Origin of the sequence: Devriesea agamarum (genome assembly GCF_900070355.1) — a bacterium.
GTDB classification, from domain to species: domain Bacteria; phylum Actinomycetota; class Actinomycetes; order Actinomycetales; family Dermabacteraceae; genus Devriesea; species Devriesea agamarum.
This window is the reverse complement of the sequence record NZ_LN849456.1, coordinates 2,193,132-2,211,652: the sequence shown is the minus strand read 5'-3', so window position 1 is coordinate 2,211,652 and position 18,521 is coordinate 2,193,132. Positions and strand designations below refer to the sequence as shown.

17 protein-coding genes are annotated in these 18,521 nt (G+C 60.4%); 2 read left to right on the top strand and 15 right to left on the bottom strand.

What is annotated here, in order from left to right; translation table 11 throughout:
• Window positions 1–170: 170 nt before the first annotated feature.
• On the top strand, window positions 171–1,709 hold the full coding sequence (locus tag BN1724_RS09400) for a phosphotransferase (protein WP_058235146.1): 1,539 nt from the start codon (window positions 171–173) through the stop codon (window positions 1,707–1,709).
• A 16-nt stretch (window positions 1,710–1,725) separates the two neighbouring features.
• On the opposite strand, the gene BN1724_RS09395 is transcribed toward BN1724_RS09400, so the two are convergent.
• The 15 genes from BN1724_RS09395 to pdxS all read right to left on the bottom strand — a co-directional run bounded on the left by BN1724_RS09395 (window position 1,726) and on the right by pdxS (window position 16,109).
• Window positions 1,726–2,517, bottom strand: coding sequence for a metal-dependent transcriptional regulator (locus BN1724_RS09395; RefSeq protein WP_058235145.1), 792 nt, complete (start codon window positions 2,515–2,517; stop codon window positions 1,726–1,728).
• A gap of 1 nt (window position 2,518) precedes the next feature.
• Window positions 2,519–3,370, bottom strand: a complete 852-nt coding sequence (locus BN1724_RS09390) for a metal ABC transporter permease (protein ID WP_058235144.1) — start codon at window positions 3,368–3,370, stop codon at window positions 2,519–2,521.
• Window positions 3,370–4,122 (bottom strand): metal ABC transporter ATP-binding protein, encoded by a 753-nt coding sequence (locus BN1724_RS09385; RefSeq protein ID WP_058235143.1) that lies wholly within the window; start codon window positions 4,120–4,122, stop codon window positions 3,370–3,372. The genes BN1724_RS09390 and BN1724_RS09385 overlap by 1 nt, the downstream gene beginning before the upstream one ends.
• The gene (locus BN1724_RS09380; RefSeq protein ID WP_084252940.1) at window positions 4,119–5,210 is read right to left on the bottom strand and encodes a metal ABC transporter substrate-binding protein; all 1,092 of its coding nucleotides are present in this window, start codon (window positions 5,208–5,210) and stop codon (window positions 4,119–4,121) included. The genes BN1724_RS09385 and BN1724_RS09380 overlap by 4 nt, the downstream gene beginning before the upstream one ends.
• Window positions 5,211–5,467: 257 nt before the next feature.
• Window positions 5,468–6,316, bottom strand: a complete 849-nt coding sequence (locus BN1724_RS09375) for an energy-coupling factor ABC transporter ATP-binding protein (RefSeq protein WP_231928213.1) — start codon at window positions 6,314–6,316, stop codon at window positions 5,468–5,470.
• On the bottom strand, window positions 6,313–7,017 hold the full coding sequence (gene cbiQ / locus BN1724_RS09370) for a cobalt ECF transporter T component CbiQ (protein WP_407919321.1): 705 nt from the start codon (window positions 7,015–7,017) through the stop codon (window positions 6,313–6,315). Before cbiQ ends, BN1724_RS09375 begins: the two co-directional genes overlap by 4 nt.
• Before the next feature lie 76 nt (window positions 7,018–7,093).
• Complete coding sequence (locus BN1724_RS09365; protein ID WP_084252939.1) at window positions 7,094–7,513, bottom strand: energy-coupling factor ABC transporter substrate-binding protein; 420 nt, start codon at window positions 7,511–7,513, stop codon at window positions 7,094–7,096.
• Window positions 7,506–8,231, bottom strand: a complete 726-nt coding sequence (locus BN1724_RS09360) for an energy-coupling factor ABC transporter permease (protein WP_331709456.1) — start codon at window positions 8,229–8,231, stop codon at window positions 7,506–7,508. The genes BN1724_RS09365 and BN1724_RS09360 overlap by 8 nt, the downstream gene beginning before the upstream one ends.
• 262 nt (window positions 8,232–8,493) lie before the next feature.
• On the bottom strand, window positions 8,494–9,522 hold the full coding sequence (gene fdhD, locus BN1724_RS09355; RefSeq protein ID WP_058235139.1) for a formate dehydrogenase accessory sulfurtransferase FdhD: 1,029 nt from the start codon (window positions 9,520–9,522) through the stop codon (window positions 8,494–8,496).
• A gap of 41 nt (window positions 9,523–9,563) precedes the next feature.
• Window positions 9,564–10,652, bottom strand: a complete 1,089-nt coding sequence (locus BN1724_RS09350) for an ABC transporter ATP-binding protein (RefSeq protein WP_058235138.1) — start codon at window positions 10,650–10,652, stop codon at window positions 9,564–9,566.
• 102 nt (window positions 10,653–10,754) lie between these two features.
• Window positions 10,755–12,050 (bottom strand): ABC transporter substrate-binding protein, encoded by a 1,296-nt coding sequence (locus tag BN1724_RS09345; protein WP_058235137.1) that lies wholly within the window; start codon window positions 12,048–12,050, stop codon window positions 10,755–10,757.
• 106 nt (window positions 12,051–12,156) lie between these two features.
• Complete coding sequence (locus BN1724_RS09340) at window positions 12,157–13,005, bottom strand: carbohydrate ABC transporter permease (RefSeq protein WP_058235136.1); 849 nt, start codon at window positions 13,003–13,005, stop codon at window positions 12,157–12,159.
• Window positions 13,002–13,955 (bottom strand): carbohydrate ABC transporter permease, encoded by a 954-nt coding sequence (locus tag BN1724_RS09335; RefSeq protein WP_084252938.1) that lies wholly within the window; start codon window positions 13,953–13,955, stop codon window positions 13,002–13,004. The genes BN1724_RS09340 and BN1724_RS09335 overlap by 4 nt, the downstream gene beginning before the upstream one ends.
• A gap of 311 nt (window positions 13,956–14,266) precedes the next feature.
• Entirely contained in the window at window positions 14,267–15,175 is a 909-nt protein-coding gene (pdxT, locus tag BN1724_RS09330) for a pyridoxal 5'-phosphate synthase glutaminase subunit PdxT (protein ID WP_058235135.1), read from the bottom strand.
• A gap of 19 nt (window positions 15,176–15,194) precedes the next feature.
• A complete protein-coding gene (gene pdxS, locus BN1724_RS09325) occupies window positions 15,195–16,109 on the bottom strand; it encodes a pyridoxal 5'-phosphate synthase lyase subunit PdxS (RefSeq protein WP_058235924.1) in 915 nt (304 codons plus the stop codon).
• Between the two features lie 323 nt (window positions 16,110–16,432).
• On the opposite strand from pdxS, the gene BN1724_RS13200 reads away from it, so the two are divergent.
• Window positions 16,433–18,472 carry an aminotransferase-like domain-containing protein gene (locus BN1724_RS13200; protein WP_197671785.1) on the top strand — a complete coding sequence of 680 codons (2,040 nt, stop codon included), beginning with the start codon at window positions 16,433–16,435 and terminating at the stop codon, window positions 18,470–18,472.
• Window positions 18,473–18,521 lie beyond the last annotated feature (49 nt).

Below are 18,521 nucleotides of genomic sequence, written 5' to 3'. Positions count from 1 at the left end.
TGGCGACGAGGTACCCACTCACGGCGACAAAGTGCTCCCCACGGCGGCCGATCCATACCGGAACCAACAAAGTGTCCACCCCTTGCGAGGGCCCCACCGTAGCCGGACGACCCTCCCCCTAGACTGGCGAGCGCCCCGCAATAGCTAGCAACCAGACACCAAGGATGCCCGTGCCTGCCACGCCCCTCCCCGACGCGCCGCCGGCTGACTCTCCCGCAACCGGGCATGCTCTCGCATATGCCATCAGTTCAGGGCGCCTAACCCTGGGTACTGACCAGTCCCTCACCCCGCGCGCCCAGCCGACACTCGTATCGGCCCATCTAATCGGCGCCGGTGAATCCTTCGCCGCCTGGCGACTAGACCACCGCGCCGAGCAGCCACCATCACACTCGGCACCACCTGCACCCGCAGCTGCCACTCGCCTCAACTCAGATAACCCGCAACCTCACGTCGGCCCCCAACCCGGCGCGGCTCGACCCGCCCCAGACTCACCAGCCGCCGTGGCACCAATCGAAGCAGCCCAGCCGCTAGCCATATGCCGAGTCACCCGTCGAAGCCCTGACGGTCACGCAAAATCCCTGGCCCGCGAGGTGGCAGCTCTGAAGGTTTGGGAACAATACGATGCCCACGCCGACGCCTCGTCCGCACCCACCCCTAGAGTTCTGGAGTGGCAGGAGGACCCCGCCGAGTCGCCGTGCGGCCGAAGTTTCTTAGTGACCTCGTACGTGCCGGGCACGGTACTTGGCCCTGATCAGTGGGGAGAAAATCAGCTGTTGGCTCACGCCCGCGCCCTCGCAGCCCTGCATCGCGTGGATGAACCAGCTGAGTCTTCCATGGGTCTGGCAGCCCAGGCCATCGAACGGGGTCCGCGCTCGCTGCTCGTCGAGTTCGATTCAGCCATGTCATGGTGGAACAGGTCCGATCCCGACCTCTTCGATCAGCATCGCGAACTGCACGATCTCGCGCGGGGACTTGTAGCATCCTGCGAGCGCACCGCCGGCCATCCATGCACCACCAAGCGACCAAGCACCACCAGCCAACCATGCACCACTAAGCAAGTACATATCGACAGCCACCCGGCAGAGGAGTCACACCGACGCCCGCACCCGCACTCACCGGAGCATCGGTCGTTTGGGTCGCCTCGTCGCGCGCTCGTGCACGGGGACCTCGTGACCACCAATATTTTGTGGACCACGCGAGGCCCCGAAGAGGGCCAGCTGGCCGCTTCACACCCTGGCCGCAGCGCGTTATCACCCGCCGAACGCCACGCGTGTCCGCTCACCGATCGAGACACGTTTCCACCCACTGATCGGGACACGCTTCCGCCCACCGATCAGAACACGTTCGATCTCGAACCCCGATATATCGACTTTGAGTGGGCCCGGTTCGACGACGTCGCCCGCGATCTCGCAATTATTGGCGGAGAAGTGCACGGCGGACCTTGGTATGTGCCGCTAAGCCGTGACGCTGTGCGATTTTTCGTCGATGCCTACGCGCAGGAAGCGTCCCGTCTGCGACCAACCCAGTCGGAAGAGCCTGAGACCCTATTGCAGCGGCGTGAGGGCTGGGAAGCATACGAAAAGCTCGCGATGCTGCTGCACTGCTCACAGCGCGCGGATCGCGAGAATTCCGAGCTCCATGCGGAGGCCGCGGGATCATTGCGCACCACACTGACGCGGAAACTTCGCGCCTGGAGTATGCGCAATTAGGGGCGCCCGCACCCGGTCAGACCGTCAGCGCCTCCACCCGCAAAGCGTCAACTGCGGGCATTCCCAGTTCAACCAGGTCGGTGTCCGGATGGGCGATAATGCCGGGCCCCTTCGAGTTCGCACCCAGGAATTTATTCTGGTCCATGCCCGATGTTTTCCCAGGTCTGGCCGCGCGGTTGTCACCGGCACTGTTTTTCGGCAGGATCCGCAAGGTGGTCAGCCCGGCATAGACCCTCACGCGCACCACCTCGACCTCAACACCCGGCACGATCCCTTCGTCAGCCAGGTGGCGCAGGAGTTCCGGTTCCTGGTCACTGACCCGTACGATCCGACCGCGTTCTCCTTCCGATAAGGAGTTCAAAGGGACCGAGGTCGGTCGGACCAAAATTCCGTCGTCATCGGGGATGGGATCACCGTGAGGGTCTTCTGAGGGATGGCCGAGCTTGTGCCACAGTGCGTCGACAAGATGGTCGGAGACGGCATGTTCCAGCACTTCCGCCTCATCGTGCACCTCATCCCAGGCATATCCGGCGTAGTCCACGAGGAACATTTCAATCACTCGATGGCGCCGAATAATACGCACCGCGAGGGCGTGCCCGGATGTGGTGAGCTCAATTCCACCGTAGGGTTCGTGGGCGACCAGCCCGGCGGCGACCAGCTTCTTCACCGCCTCTGACACGGACGACGGCGAGTATCCGAGACGCTCGGCGAGAGCCTTCACAGTGACCGGGTCCCGCGACCACTCACGAAGACTCCAGATGACCTTGAGGTAGTCCTCGAAAGAGGCAGAGACCTGCGATGCTGACATGTCATCCACTGTAGCGAAGCCTGGCTATCACGCCACGTTGTCCGAAAATGGCACACAGTGCGAATACAACACCCTGGACCAGCACGATGGTGCCTGCCGGTGACACGTCGAGGTGGAAGGAGGCTTCCAGACCGACCAGGACAGACAGTGCGGATATGGACGCTGCGACCGCTGCCATGCGCGCAAACGAGTGCGTCAAGTGTGCCGCCGCAGCTCCGGGGGTAATCAGCATCGCTACCACCAGGATCACACCGACAGCCTGCAATCCAGCGGTGACGGTCAGGGCTAGAAGCGCGAGCATGAGCCCGCTAAGCAGACCGACGCGCAAACCGATGGCCCCGGCATGCGCGGAATCAAAGGCCATGAGTCGAAAATCGCGCCACCGAATCGCGAGCACCACCAGCACCACGAGGCCAATCAGTGCGACTTGCACGATCTCGCTGTCGGCGATGCCGAGAAGATTCCCGAACAGGATGTGCCCGAGATCGATGGAGCTAGGGGTGATCGAAATCAGAACCAGCCCCAGCGAGAATAGCGTGGTGAAGACGATGCCAATGGAGGCATCCTCTTTCATGACGGGCAGGCGCCGTAGTCCACCGATGAGGCCGACCGCGATCAGGGCGAAAATGAGGGCACCGACCGCAAATGGCAGCCCCAACGCGTAGGCGAGCACGACGCCGGGGAGCACCGCGTGGGAGACTCCGTCCCCGATAAGTGACCATCCGAGGTGCACGAGGAAACACGACAGCAGGCCGCAGACCACCGCGATGCCGAGGCCAACCCATAACGCACGCTGCATGAAAGGCAGGGTGAACGGCTCAGCAATGGCGTGTACGAGGTGAAGAATGTCCATCAGGCCTCCGTTCCCACGAGACCGAGCGCCGCCGCGAGCAGCTTTGGGGTGAGCACGTCGCCGGCGGGGCCGTGAGCCACGATCCGGCGGTTGAGCAGCACAATGTCATCGCACCAGGACTCTATGGAGTCGAGGTGGTGGGTTGAGACCAGAAGACAGGCTCCCTCCTGGGCAATGTCTGCGAGCACACTGACAAGACGCTCCTCGCTGGTTCGATCGACCCCGGCGAAGGGTTCGTCCAGCAGCAGAAGCCCAGCTTCCTGGGCGATTGCCCGGGCGATGAGAACTCGTTGCCGTTGCCCGCCCGATAGAGCGCCGAAGGGACGGCTAGCTAGGTCCGCTAGACCGACTCGTTCCAGTGCCTCGTGAACGCGTTCGCGGTCGCGGCGATGGGCACGGCGGGTGATCCCCATGTGGGGGTAGCGTCCGGTCATCACGACGTGGCGAACGTCGATAGGGAAGGTGGGGTCGAGTCGGTCGCGCTGAGGTACCAATGCGAGCCGGCCGAGTCGGCGCGCCCGGATGGGTGGCCCTCCGTCAATGGTGATGCTGCCCGCCTGCACGGCCACCGATCCCGAAATTGCGTTGAGCAGGGTCGATTTACCGGCTCCGTTCATTCCCACCAGACCGGTGATGCGTCCCGCTGGCAGGCTGAGGTCGACACCGTCGAGGGCAAGCGTCTGTGCGTAGCGCACGGTGAGACCCTTGACCTCAAGGGCGGGGTTGAGGGCGGGATTCGCAACCCTGGTCACTTGCCGCTGAGCCCTTTCACAATGGTGCGGGCGTCGTGGCGCAGAAGGTCGAGGTAGGTCGGAACCGGGCCTTTGGGGTCGCTCAGGGAGTCCACGTAAAGGATTCCACCAAATCGGGCACCGGTTTCTCGGACGACCTGCTGCATCGGGTCGTCGGAGACGGTTGACTCACAGAACACAGCGGGGATCTTGTCTTTCTTCACAGCGGCGATAGTGCGAGCAAGCTGCTGCGGGGTGGCCTCGTTCTCAGAGTTGACCGGCCAGATGTAATGCTCGGTGAGGTGCATATCTCGCGCCAGGTAGGAGAATGCTCCTTCGCAGGTTACGAGTGCGCGTGAGGTGGCGGGTAGGGCGTCGAGGTCGCGGCGGAGTTCATCGCGCACGGTGGTGATTTGGCCGATGTATCGCTGCGCGTTGGCGTGGAAGTCGGCGGCGTGATCCGGGTCGAGCTCAGAGAGTGCCTTATCGATCTGCTGCACGTATTTGACAGCGGCGTCGGGGCTCATCCAGGCATGCGGGTTGGGCTGACCTGCGGCGGCATCTTCGCTGATCTTAATCGGTTCAACGGTGCTGCTGACGGTGACGTGTTTGACCTTGATTTGCTCGGTGAAGCGTTCAAACCACCGTTCGAGGTGGAGACCGTTGTCGAGGACCAATGAGGCTTTCGAGGCGGCGGCGATGTCTTTTGGTGTTGGTTCGTATCCGTGGATTTCAGCGCCGGGCGGAACGATCGACCGCACCTGAACGTGATCGCCTGCGACGTTCTTGGTCATGTCTTCAAGCACTGAGAATGTGGTCAGCACCAGCGGTTTTTCCGTCGGCTGCTCGGTTGAGGCGATGCTGCCGCAGGCTGTGAGGACAATGGCGCCTACGCACAGCACCGCGATAAAGGACAGCAGTGTGCGCAGGGAACTCAGCGGTGATCGACGACCGGGACGCTCAGTGCCGGTCTGTGGACTAGGGGTGGTAGACCGGGCAATGCAGGTCTTGGGTCGGGTTTGGATGGTGAGCTCTGCGGCGCAAGAGCGAGGTCGGGGGTGGGTGCTGAGTGGCCGGGTGGGGCGATGACGGCGAGGAGATTTCGGCATGCCGAAATAGTGTCAGGGGGAGCGCCTAATATTCAAATGCGTCAGGGTGTGACACCCCTCTCCCGGCATGCGCCAGGGTTCGGCACATCAACTAAGGCCACCGCGTGCATGCCGGCATGAAGCCCCTGCGTGCAGGCAGGCCCGAGGCCACGGCATGCGAGACCACGGCATGCACGCTGGCCCGAGGCCACGACAAGGGGCAAGGTTCAAGACGCTAGGCACAAGGACCTATGGCACGCGTTATCGCGACACCTGCATTACGACGTCGCCGCAGTCCCCATATCTGACGAGCGGGTACCCGTGACGGGCGCAGCCGTCTTCACATCAGCGAGTAATTCCGCAACAGTGCGGGGAAGCCGACCCGGTGTGAGCTCTTTGGCCAGCTGCGCGAGTATCGGCACTCTTAAACGCGACCGACGGATCACCAAAGGATCCACTAAGAGGTCGATACCACCGCTGGTTGCTTGCCCATCAGCAATGACCGCGACGCGATCAGCCCACTCCCATGCCAACTCCATTTCGTGTGTGGACAGCACCAGAGTGGTTCCATATTCCTCTAACACCGATAGCGCATCGAACATCTCCGCCACCCCCTCAGGGTCGAGCCCAGCGCTCGGCTCATCGAGTAGGAGCACGTCCGGTCGCATGGCCATAGCTCCGGCGAGGGTGACGCGTTTGCGTTCGCCATAAGACAGCTGGTGAGTAGGACGCCGGGCGAGATGCGTAATCTGCAATAGCTCAAGAGCTTCGTCGACTCGCCGCCTCACCTCATCCTTGCTAAGGCCCAAATTAATCGGACCAAAGGACACATCAGAAAACACCTCTGCGCTAAAGAGCTGGTCATCAGGATCCTGCATGACCAACTGGACTCTGCGCCTCAGCTCGCGAAGTGCGGGCCGCGAATAGGTGAGCGATTGGCCGTCGAGGGTCACGGTGCCTGCTGTCGGCTGCACCATCCCTGTGCATATCTTGAACAGGGTTGATTTACCCGAGCCATTGGCCCCTACCACGGCAAGCCGGGTGTGATCAGTAATGGTCAACGACAAACCATTCAGCACCTGGTGACTGTCGTAATGAGCGTCTACTTGGTCTAATTCAATTTTCACCAGGTTATTCTCCCCGTGTAAGCAGCAGCAATGACCAGCCCCAAGACGATCACACTACCCACGACAAATCGCCATGACACAGGGCTGGGTGAGGTGAGCACCTTAAGCTCCCCGTCATAGCCGCGGCAGGCCAGGCCTGCTTCTAATCGCTGCGCGCGTTCCCACGAACGCAGCAGCACCGAAGACAGCAATAAACCGAGACTGTGAAAACTCCGGCGAAAGCCGACGTATCCCAGTCTCTGTTCTTGAGCTTCACGCACCCGCCCCGTGACTTCAGCTAGGACGAACAACAACCGATAAGTCAACGATGCAATATCAATGAGTGGAGCAGGTACCCGTAATCGCTGAAGAAAAGTAAGCACGTCAGTCATGGGGGTCGTCGCCGCAAAGAGAATGAGCGCGGCCATGGCCGAAAATCCGCGCCCGGCTAGAGTCCCCGCCATAGCCAGCCCTTGGTGAGTCATGGATAGCCATCCCCAACTCCACAGTTTCGGCATGTCGGGGGGAGCGCCAATACTGATGCCAACTGTGAGCACACTGATCGCGACGAAAGCCGCTGGAGCAGCCACCATTCGCGCATAGAGCTTCCACGGAACTTTGGCAATCAAAACCGCCGAGCAGGTGGCCACGATAAAGACGATGAGCGTCCCCGGCCATACGGGGACACTGATCGTCACAATCACCAGGCCGAATGAATACAGCGCTTTTTCGCCAACGGACCGGTAACGCCAACGACTCGACCAGGCAGCCCTATCCAGAGCTGGCTGGTGTGACACCTCAGTTCTTCTTTACCGTGGTCGGCTTATTCGCCTCCACCGCACGTAAGGTACGGGTCCGACCGTGAAAGTGGCCGAGCGCAAAGCCAACGAGACCAGCACCGATCGCTGCCTGAATGGCGAACAAACCAGATTCGACCTCACCGCTACCCGGTTCAAAGACCGGCGAGAACCATGGCTTGTACCCGGGATGCGATGCTTCCACCTGGGCCGTCGCGGCATCATCCGTCCCACCGAAGTTTTCATCGCTACCAGCTCTGGTCGGAGCTACCCATAGCGGAATAATGAAGAGCAAGATGAGAGCAATCACGAGGCCAAGGGTGATCACCCATGAACTCTTGCGGCTCCCAGACTGCGCGTCACTCTCAGGCTTATCTTGGCCTTCGATATGGACCGGATTTTCGACAACGTTGTCAGACATGGCCGAGCTCCTCCACGCTCTTAGCTTTCTTGCTGTTCTTATCGTTCCAGAAGTTGAGAATCTTCAGCTCCTTGCCAGCGATCTTGCCGAGATAGCGGAATAGCAAGACACCGAGGACTCCCTCGGCTGCCGCCAGCGGAATTTGAGTGATAGCAAAAATACCGAGGAATTTCTCAACCGAGCCCAGGAAACCTGTTGCGGGATCAGGCCACGCAGCCGCCAGCTGTACCGAGGTGACACAGTAGGTCGACAGGTCAGCAAAGAACATGGCGAGGAAGATCCCCACCATCTGTGGACCACCCAGCATGAGGGTCAGCCGATAAAAGGCATAACCGCACCATGGGCCCACAATGGCCATCGACATAATGTTGGCACCGAGCGTAGTGATGCCTCCGTGCGCGAGAAGAAGCGCCTGGAAAAGTAGCACGATGGCACCGAGGAATGCCATGACAGGAGGTTTAAATAAAACAGCCCCGGCTCCCGTTCCGGTGGGGTGGGATGAAGAACCGGTCACCGACGGAAGCTTGATTGCGGAAAGCACGAATGTAAAAGCCCCAGCCGCACCGAGAAGAAGTTTTGTTTCCGGCTTATTCTTAACAATTTTCACCACTGAGTAGGCGCCGTGGATTACAAAAGGCGCGGACGCAACTCCCCAGAACACACAATGCTCCGGAGGCAAAAAACCTTCAGCGATATGCAACGATCGTTCCTTTCGCATCGATCAGCCATGATCGGGAACCATGCCTTTGACAGCGTCATTAAGGCCGTCCCGCGATACGTTTCGTCAAACGCTGCAATCCAGTATTCCGAGAGAATAACGATGAAACAAGGGACGAAAGTCACGACTTGGCGCAGGCTATATCATCTAGCCGATATCGGGAATCAATATAGTTAAGCCAATAAGGCAAGTAGATCGTTGCTTAATATGGAAATTGTAGCGAACTCCTTGCGAGCCCACAATATAGAAACGTTAGGGTTTTCTATTTTATGCTCGGCCGCGGTGCCGACTCGCTAGCCGACAAATCAAGGCGATCCGCGCCGGTATACAGGTTGAAGCGCCCATCCGTCTCAGCCAATTCCGGGACACCGTGACTGCGCGCTTTCGCTGCCTGACCCCGCCCTACTGCACCTTTGACCCGCCCTAACGCACCTTGACCCCGAACCGAGGCGGATAGCCCCTCAGGTTGAGCAGCCCGAGTGAAACCACAGATCGTCATCCCAACCCGCTCTGCGGTTGCCAGCGCCAGAGAACTGGGCGCCGACGCACACACCACCATGGGCACTCCCGCCATGTAAGCCTTTTGAACAATCTCAAAACTTGCCCGCGAGGACACCACAAGCATCATTCCCGCAAGCGGCAGCAAATCCCGCTGTAACGCCCACCCAATCACTTTATCCACCGCATTGTGCCGCCCGACGTCCTCGCGCACCACCAACATGTCACCGGTCGGAGCAGCGATTCCCGCCGCATGCACTCCCCCAGTCCGTTGAAAAACACTTTGTCCGTCACTGAGATGGCGAACCGCGCTAAGCACCGCATCAGGGGTGATCCGCATAGGTGCCGGACAGCTTGCATCAGCCGATACCCGGTAGCGCCCCTCCGTCACGACCGCATCAATACTGGTGGATCCGCAGACCCCGCACGATGAGTTCATAGCAAAGCGACGCTGATCGCGTCCATCCAGAAGGTCCCGACGATGGGTCGAGATATCGAGGACGTTATAGGTGTTGCGTTCGAGCCCGTCCTCACCAGCCACCACGGCACCATCGCAGTAACGGGCTTCAATCACATCCTGCCGCGATGCGATCAGCCCCTCAGCGTGTAAAAACCCATGTGCCAACTCAACATCGTGACCGGGGGTGCGCATAGTCAGACTGAGCGGTTCACCATTGAGGCGAAGGTCTAAGGGTTCCTCCACGGCCACATGGTCGGGTTTTTCGGAGTGGAAAAGGCGTCCATCGCGTACGCGGACGGACGTAATTTTTCTGCTAGCGGTGATGCGACCCATCTCTTCAGGGTACGACCAGTGGCTTAACAGCCATGACCAGCTCAGGAGAGGGCAAGCCCACTGGCAGAATCGAACCAGCGAACATCTTCGAGAATCGGACGCACTGCCAGCTCATCCCCGGGATGGGCAGAGACCTTGCGATCCAGTCGCACCGACACCAGCGGAGCCGTTGTGCTCACGCCCGCGGCCAGTTCAAGGGGCTGACAGTACGCGAAAGACTCCGAGCCGAGGGCTTCAACCTGACTCACCCGCAAGCGCAACGCCGCATCGGTGTCAGGGCCACACAGCTCCCACTCCTCCGAGCGAATACCCGCAACAGCTTCTCCTCCGGCATCCAGCGGAGCCGCCAAAGCGAGTGTATCGGTCACAGCGAGACGGCCTTCACGAATCGGACCAGTGAACAAGTTCATCGCCGGTGAGCCCATAAAGGTCGCCACGAAAAGATTGGCTGGCTGAGCGTAGATATCTCGCGGCGTCGCCACCTGCTGCAGCTTGCCGTCAGACAGCACAGCCACCCGATGCCCCATAGTCATGGCCTCAACCTGGTCATGGGTGACATACAGAGTGGTCACACCCAAACGCCGCTGCAGTTCCGCGATTTCACCACGCGTGGACACCCGCAGCTTCGCGTCGAGATTCGACAGCGGCTCATCCATACAAAACACGGCCGGACGCCGCACAATGGCCCTACCCATCGCCACCCGCTGACGCTGCCCACCAGACAATGCCTTCGGTTTACGGTCGAGCAGAGTATCCAGATGCAGAATGCGCGCTGCTTCGTCCACCCGGCGCTTAATCTCATCCTTCGGGGTTTTCACATTGCGCAGAGCAAACCCCATATTTTCGCGAACGGTCATGTTCGGATACAGCGCATAGCTTTGAAACACCATTGCCACATCGCGATCCTTCGGAGACACGCCGCTGACATCACGATCCCCGATCAAGATCTTTCCCGACGTGGTTTTTTCCAGCCCCGCCAGCATGCGCAATGACGTGGATTTCCCACAGCCCGACGGGCCGACCAGAACCAAAAACTCACCGTCGTCGATCTCAAGATCGAGGGCGTCAACAGCGGGAGTGTCGCTACCCGGATAGGTAAGCGTCGCGCGGTCATACCGCACTCGTGCCATGATGCTCCATTCTTACGTGACTCGGTACAAGACCGAGCCGGTCAAATCTAGGGGTCTATAAGCCCTAGTCGGCCCAGCAATGCGCGCCGACTAGGGCCACGCTCACTTCACTTTCTTGGCGAGATCATCCAGCTTGGGCTTCATCCACGCCTGGAGATCACCGAGAACCGTGGGCACACTCTGGCCTTGGACGATCTTGTCCAGCGCGCCACCGATCTGCTTGCCACCGCCAGCAACAAACACTCGTGCCGCATCCTGAGGCTTGGTGTATTCCAACTGATCCAGCGCGGTTTTCGCCTGCGGAACCTTCGCTAGGTAGTCCTTGATTTTCTGCGTCTGCAACGCGGAGGTGCGGACCGGCATATACCCGGTGGCCTCCGCAAACGTGGCAGTGGAGTCGGTGTTGGTGAGGAAACCGATTGCTTTGAGCGCATTGATCTTGCGCTCTTCGGAAATACCCGCGGGAATAGCCAATCCCGCGCCACCCGTCGGGCAGCTGCGACCCTTCGGACCCGGCAAGAACGCGGTACCCACCTCGAACTTTCCTGCTGATCCCTTCAAGATCGCTTGTAACGATCCGGTGGATTCCACAATGCAAGCGGCCTGCCCCGAGGAGAACACCGGAGCAGGGTCTGGGGAGACGTCAAACAGTCCCGACTTTTTGAATTCCTGCACGAAGGTTGCGGCTTTTACCGTGTTCGGGTCGGTGAAGGTTGCCGTGAAATCTTTGGAATAGGCTCCGTCCATAGACCACGCGAGTCCCTGGAAGGTCCAGTCGAGGTAATTGGCTCCATTGGCCATGGCGCAAGCCAATTTCGCGCCAGCTTTTGAACGCAGCGCATCAGACCATTCGCGCAGCTGGTCCCACGATTCAGGCCCCTTATCCGGCAGGCCCGCAGCCTTCCACATGGTCTTGTTGTAATAAAACAGCGGCGTCGAGCGGGAGTACGGCAGCGCATAGTGCTTGCCCTCGAGCTGGTAGTCGGCATACAGCGGCTTCACATAGTCCGACAGGTCCAGACCCGCTTTCTGCGCGAGATCATCAATCGGAGCCAGCTGCTTATTGAGTGCGAAATTGAACCAGGTGACATCGGAGACCACCACAATGTCGGGCAAGTCTCCGCCCGACAGCGCGGCATTGAATTTCTGGGCGACTTCCTCGTAATCCTTGCCGCCATCCACCAGTGTGATCTTCACGCCCTGGCTGGCCTGCTCGAACCCCTTAATGAGTTCCTGTTCAACAGATTTGGAACTGCCCGGATGGTTGGACCAAAACTGCAAGTTATTGGCATCGCCAGACTGCTGGGATCCGCCACCCATCCCGGCACAGCCGGCGAGCGCAACGGAACTGGCGGCGAACCCGAGGCCAAACAGACCGCGGCGAGTATATGTAGCCATGAGGCTCCTCAGAACTAGTGACGGTGGATGAGCGGGGAATGCAGGAGGAACAACAGTGGAACATTCAGGGGTATATTCCGCGGGCGCAAACTGGGGGCGGCGACAGTCATCCCTTCACCGCTCCGGAGGTGAGGCCCTTGATCATGGGTTTTTGCAGGATCAAGAACACGATGAGAACCGGCAGCATCGTTAGCAGAGTTCCCGCCATAATCGGTCCCCAGTTCGAGGCACCCTCATTGTTTTGCAACAGGGTCAAGCCGATGGGAAGAGGGGCCGTATTGGCCTGGTCGGACATGAGGAACGGCCAGAGGTATTCATTCCACTCGTTGACCAGGGTGATCAGAACAAAAGCCACCAGAGTGGGCCAGCTCATCGGAAGCACAACCCTAAGCAGCAAAGTCATCGGACTGGCAGCGTCCATCCGGGCTGCTTCGATCACTTCACTGGGCAGGCTCAAAAAATGATTGCGCATGAGGAAAGTGCCAAATGCGACGCCTGCGAGCGGAACGATAATTCCGACGAAGGTATTGCGCCACCCGAGCTGTGATGCCAACGCATAGTTGGAAATCACGGTGATCTGATTAGGGATCAGCAGCGCGGCGACAATCACCACGAACAAAATATTGCGGAGCTTGCGCGAAACGTCGGAGAATACCAGCGCGAATGCGCTCATGACGCCGAGTAGCACCTTCACGACGGTTAGCGTGCCCGCAATGATGAACGAGTTACGCAGGTAGGTCAGGAACGGAATCTGCTCCATTAGATACTGGTAGTTCTCACCCGTGACGGGGCGGGGAATCCAGGTGGCGGGCACCGTGTGCACATCCGGCGGGGTCTTCACACTCGCGATGAGCACCCATAGCAGCGGCACCCCAATGATGAGCAGCACTACCGCCATCCCCCCGTATCCGAGGAGCTTGCGCGCTAGGGAACCCTGGCCTGCGGCAGTATTCATCGGGCTCCGTCCTTATCCATCATGCGCACTTGAATCAGGGTGATGATGAGCAGCACCACGAACATGATCGTGGCGACGGTCGCCCCGTATCCCGCGCGCTGGTTCACGAAGGTTTCCACATACACCTGGTAAATCATGGTGGTGGTGCCGGTGTTTTGGGGACCGCCGCGGGTCTGCACGTTGATGATGTCGAAGACCTGCAGAGAGTTCAGCATCACGGTGATCGAGAGGAAGAAGGTGGTCGGGCGCAGCTGCGGCAGGGTGATCCGACGGAATGTGGTCCATCTCGATGCCGAGTCGATAGCCGCTGCTTCGTACAGATCTTGGCGCAACCCTTGCAGCGCGGCCAGGTAGATCACGAAGCTGTACCCCACGTTCTTCCAGATGTAGGTCAACGTCAGCATGACCATGGCCCAGGTGGGATCTTCGTAAAAGTTGGGCACGCCCAGTCCAATGCGTCCGGCGAGATCGCGGATCATGCCGAATGTGGGGTCAAAGACGAACTGGAAGGCCAAACCAACGGCGGCACCCGACAACACGAACGGCGCGAAGATCGCTGAACGCACAGCATTGCGTCCGAAGAGCTTTTGGTCCAGCAGCAGAGCCAGGCCCAGCCCGAGCAGCATGCAGCCGACCACAGCGGCAATGGTGAACACCACGGTATTCAGGACGATCTGCCAGGTGTCGTCGCGTGCGAACCACTCAATGTAGTTCTGTAGCCCGACAAAGGTTGACGTCGGGGACGAAATATTCCAGTCGAAGAACGAGAGGCGGATATCGTCCAGCAGGGGCCGGTAGGTGAAAACGCCGAGCAGAATCAGGTTGGGGGCGATGAGTCCGGCAAACAGTAGCCAGGTGCGAAGTCGGCGGCGTCTAGCGGGATGTGCCCCCGCAACGCCAGGTTCGTCTGCGAGGGATGCAGCATCGCGGGATGTGTCGGTGAGTGGCACCGCACCTGTGTTGTGACAAGCGGAAACCTGCGGCGTCGGAGGCGGTGCGGTCGAGCTCACGTTCTAGGACATTAGGGATCGCGGATGAATACGGTGGGAACAAAAGATGAACAGAAGGTGACGCGCAGAGGGCGGTTCCCCCTCGACGCTATGGATATTGGCTCACATCAGCGCTGATCACAAGCATAATCTGGATCAGAATGGGCATTGGGGGTAGGGCGTTGACCGACGCGGGGCTGCTGCGCGAGGACAAAATTCCCTTGACGCAACAGCCCCGATTAGTACGGGATCGACTGCTTACAGCGTCGGTGTCAGTGCCCTGTGGCCCGCCGCAATAGTTCGCGGTGCACGGTGTCGTCTCCGGTGAGCTCAGGATGGAACGACACTCCGATGACCGTCGCCGTGTCAACGCCGACAATCGGTCCCTGGGTGAGGGGTTGGGAGTGCGGCTGGACCCGGCTGCAGGACTCCAGGCGGTCGCTGCCATCAGCGTGATCCCGGCGGGCAATCACGTTGATGCCCGGCCCGACCCGTTCCACCGCAGGCGCTCGAATAAAAGCCGCCGCCACCGGACCATACGCGGTGTGCACTATTTCGTCCGCCGAATCAACTTGTCGCCCAAACGCATTGCGCCGCACCGAGATATCCAGCACCGCGAGGCTCTTCTGTCCAGGAGCCGGATCGATCACCTCCCGCGCAAGCAGGATTAAACCAGCGCAGGTGGCCAGTGTCGGCAGGCCCGCGCGGATAGCCTCTGCCAGCGGCTGCGCCATCTGGAATCGACGCAGCAGCCGGTCGATGGTCGAGGATTCCCCACCCGGCAGAATGAGCCCGTCCAGAGGCGGGGGGCCTTTGATCGCGGCGATGCCAGGACCGGGTACGTGTCCACCAAGGTGCGGGGAGACATCAATCTGCTGGGAGACATCAACCTGCGGGGGTTCATCCTCCAGCGGGGGTTCATCCTCCGGCGGGACCACGCCCTCACGAGGTGAACTCTTATCGTGGGATGCGCTCCCACCCTGAGACGCGGTTCCGGCAAGGCGACGCGGGTCCCACACAATGTGCTCGGCTTTGCGCACCAAAACCACCTCGGCACCGAGCCACTCCATCATCCGGGCATGCTCGGCCACTCCACCCTGGAGGGCGAGAATGCCGATACGAGGGGTCACCGGATGGGAGGAGTGGGCGCAACTCGGGGCGCGGTATTTACTGAACGACACGTTCGTATCCTTGCCGCTATCACCAACCGCGTTCGGCCAGTCGGTGCGGTGCGGGCAGATCCGCCACGTTGATACCGACCATCGCTTCGCCGAGCCCGCGCGAAGCCTCCGCAATGGCCCGCGGATAGTCATACTGGGCGGTGGCCTGCACAATAGCTTCCGCGCGCCGGGCCGGGTTCCCGGACTTGAAGATGCCGGAGCCTACGAACACTCCGTCCGCGCCCAGCTGCATCATCATGGCGGCGTCCGCCGGTGTTGCCACGCCCCCGGCGGTAAACAGCACGACCGGCAGCGTTCCGGTCTCGGCAACCTCGCGCACGAGGTCGTACGGGGCCTGAAGCTCTTTGGCCGCCACGTACAGCTCGTCGGGATTTGCTGTGAACGTCGCGTGCAGTTGTGCGATCTGCTGGCGGATGACCCGGATGTGCTTGGTGGCTTCGGAGACGTCTCCGGTGCCGGCCTCCCCTTTGGAACGAATCATCGCCGCACCTTCAGCGATCCGGCGCAGTGCTTCCCCGAGGTTGGTCGCTCCGCAGACGAACGGCACGGTAAAGGCCTGTTTATCGATGTGGTGGGAGTAGTCGGCGGGGCTGAGCACTTCCGACTCGTCAATGTAATCCACCCCGAGTTCTTGCAACACCTGAGCTTCCACGAAGTGCCCAATGCGCGCCTTGGCCATCACCGGAATTGACACGGACGAAATGATGTCGTCGATCAGGTCGGGATCAGACATGCGGGCCACACCGCCCTGGGCGCGGATATCGGCAGGGACTCGTTCCAGGGCCATCACCGCAACGGCTCCGGCGTCTTCAGCGATCCGCGCCTGTTCAGCAGTGACCACGTCCATAATCACGCCACCTTTGAGCATGTCGGCGAGTCCGCGCTTGACCAATGGCGATCCGGTTCCGGCGGGGCTGGGTGAGGCGGGGCTGATACCAGTGGGGCTGGTTCCAACGGAGCTGGGTGAGGCCTGGCCCGAGGAGCTAGCGCCGGATGCGCTGGCTGAGCGGGTATCCGTGGGGCGATTGTCGTCAGCGAAGCGGTCGCCCGCGGGGTCAACCTCGGCGGACTGGGCCTCGGCGGACCGGGACGTCGTGAGGAGGTCCTCTGACGAACGAGTGGTGGCGGAACGGGCAGTGGTGGCGTGTACATCGGCAGACATGTTCGCTATCGTCCGCCACCCACTGGTCCTTTTCTAGATCCATTTCCTACGCATTGGATTAGACCAGTTGGGGCGCGAGGGTTCAGAATTCCCGTATGACGGCCCGTGTAGACCTCGCTGTACCCCTCAGGATCGACCGCCGCGATCCACGGTCACTTCCCGTGCAAATTGCCGATGGTTTACGCGAATTGGTCGCGAATGGGACGCTCACTCCCGGCGAGACTATTCCCTCTACGAGGCACCTCAGTAGTCGGCTCGGTATTTCGCGCGGCAGCGTGGTCGCCGCCTACGATCAGCTGCTCGGCGAGGGGTATCTATCAGCCGGTCAGGGCCGATCGACGTGCATCAACCCTGATCTCGAACGAATCCACCCGCAACACATTCTTGGCGCAAGTCCTCGCCTTAGCCCAGACAATTCAGAGGTCGACGGGATCGGGATTCAGAGGACCGAAACATATGGGAAGAGGGCATATGCGTCCGGGGGTGATCAGGCGGGTTTTGGTAGGTCCGGAGCTCATGAGGCGGGATTTGGCGAGTCCGGGGCCCATGAGGCGGGGTTTGACGGAACCAGGGTCCACAAGACCGGACCACTCGCATCCCCGCTACATGGCTCCGCACTGAACACCCCAGCTAGCACGAAGCAACTCGCGTCACCTCACACCCCACCACATGCTCTATATAGCACCACGAAACGCACATCGAACAGTCCCACACCTGGCATATCCGGGACTGACGTGCTGGATCTTCGCCCGGGCCGACCTGATGTCAGTCGGCTCGCCGGACCAGTGTGGCGTGCCGCTTGGCGCGAAGCGGCCCGTCATCATGCGGGCTCGGCTCAGGTCCCTTGCCCTACACCCACATCCGTATGCGCAAGCACCCCCGTAACCGCATCTGGGGCTAAGGCTCACTATCCGGATAGCTCCGGAGCAGCAGGTCGACGAGAGCCTGCTGACCGAGCTGGGTCCCGTGACCGAGCCAGGTCCGGCACCCAGTCCGCCTCTCGCAGTCAACCCGGTCGCGGTCATCAGCTCACCACGGGCAACAGCCTCATCGGCGACCCGACGCTTCAACTCGCAATCTCGTCGTATCTTCGGCGTACCCGCAGTGTTCACACCAACCCGCACCAAATCGGCATCACTGCAGGCGCCCGAGAAGGCCTTTCCCTGCTTTTGCTCGCACTCACTCAGCCGGATCGGACGGCGTCAGCTACGCACGTTGATGTCGGTTCACGGGAGCGGTCGCTGCCAACGGACCGCATAGGGCTAACTCAGGCCCATGAAGCGGATCTGTTACCCCGGCCGATGCTACGCATAGGAGTGGAATCCCCTGGCTATCCAGGGCTTAGGGCGGTACCAGACCTGCTGGGGCACCGTGTGGTCCCGTTCCCCGTCGATGATGACGGCCTTCGCACCGACAATCTGCCCAGCGGTTCCCACGCTCCGGACGCGCTAATCATCACCCCCAGCCATCAGTACCCGCTCGGTGGCTCGCTGCCTCTGTCGCGCCGTCTTACGTTACTGGAATGGGCTCGGAACAACGATGTGCTGCTCATAGAGGATGACTTCGATTCTGAGCTTCGATACGTTGGCGCACCTCTACCCGCACTTGCCTCACTGGATACCAATGGCACCCACGTGGCGCTGCTCGGGACTTTCTCGACGGTCCTATCGCCCGACCTAGCAACTGGATATTTAGTTTTGCCCCCCCAATTGGTGACGCAGACCGAAATGCTGCGTGCAACGCTTGGAATGCCGGTGGCCACCCTTACTCAGCGGGCCGTGGCACATATTTTGAACTCTGGGCATTTGCATCGCCACACCCGGACAATGCGGGCCATGTATCGGCGGCGACGCGATGCTGTTCTTCACGCCTTCGCAACGGCAACTCGAGCACGTTTAGCGCCGATGCCCGGCGGACTGGACGCGGTTGTCCATACATCAGACCCCGATGCCGAGGTCGTATCCCGTTGCCGCACAGCGGGACTTTTGGTGAGGCCATTGAGCGATTACTGGGGACGTTCGACCGATTCCGTCCGCCACGGAATCGTATTCGGATATGCAGGCATCGACGACACTGTTCTAACTCAGGCATTGCCACATCTGGTCGCAGCATGTGAGGGAACATTTACTACGTAAAACCGTCGCGGGGTAGCTATAAATTTAGCCTTATCAAAATACAAGATAA

What these genes read in the sequence shown, in the direction of transcription:
- BN1724_RS09395 (WP_058235145.1), bottom strand. Translation starts at nt 2,517, where the DNA reads ATGTCAGCATCGCAGGTCTCTGCCTCTTTCGAGGACTACCTCAAGGTC.
- BN1724_RS09390 (WP_058235144.1), bottom strand. Translation starts at nt 3,370, where the DNA reads ATGGACATTCTTCACCTCGTACACGCCATTGCTGAGCCGTTCACCCTG.
- BN1724_RS09380 (WP_084252940.1), bottom strand. Translation starts at nt 5,210, where the DNA reads ATGCCGAAATCTCCTCGCCGTCATCGCCCCACCCGGCCACTCAGCACC.
- BN1724_RS09365 (WP_084252939.1), bottom strand. Translation starts at nt 7,513, where the DNA reads ATGTCTGACAACGTTGTCGAAAATCCGGTCCATATCGAAGGCCAAGAT.
- BN1724_RS09360 (WP_331709456.1), bottom strand. Translation starts at nt 8,231, where the DNA reads ATGCGAAAGGAACGATCGTTGCATATCGCTGAAGGTTTTTTGCCTCCG.
- fdhD (WP_058235139.1), bottom strand. Translation starts at nt 9,522, where the DNA reads ATGGGTCGCATCACCGCTAGCAGAAAAATTACGTCCGTCCGCGTACGC.
- BN1724_RS09350 (WP_058235138.1), bottom strand. Translation starts at nt 10,652, where the DNA reads ATGGCACGAGTGCGGTATGACCGCGCGACGCTTACCTATCCGGGTAGC.
- BN1724_RS09345 (WP_058235137.1), bottom strand. Translation starts at nt 12,050, where the DNA reads ATGGCTACATATACTCGCCGCGGTCTGTTTGGCCTCGGGTTCGCCGCC.
- BN1724_RS09340 (WP_058235136.1), bottom strand. Translation starts at nt 13,005, where the DNA reads ATGAATACTGCCGCAGGCCAGGGTTCCCTAGCGCGCAAGCTCCTCGGA.
- BN1724_RS13200 (WP_197671785.1), top strand. Translation starts at nt 16,433, where the DNA reads ATGACGGCCCGTGTAGACCTCGCTGTACCCCTCAGGATCGACCGCCGC.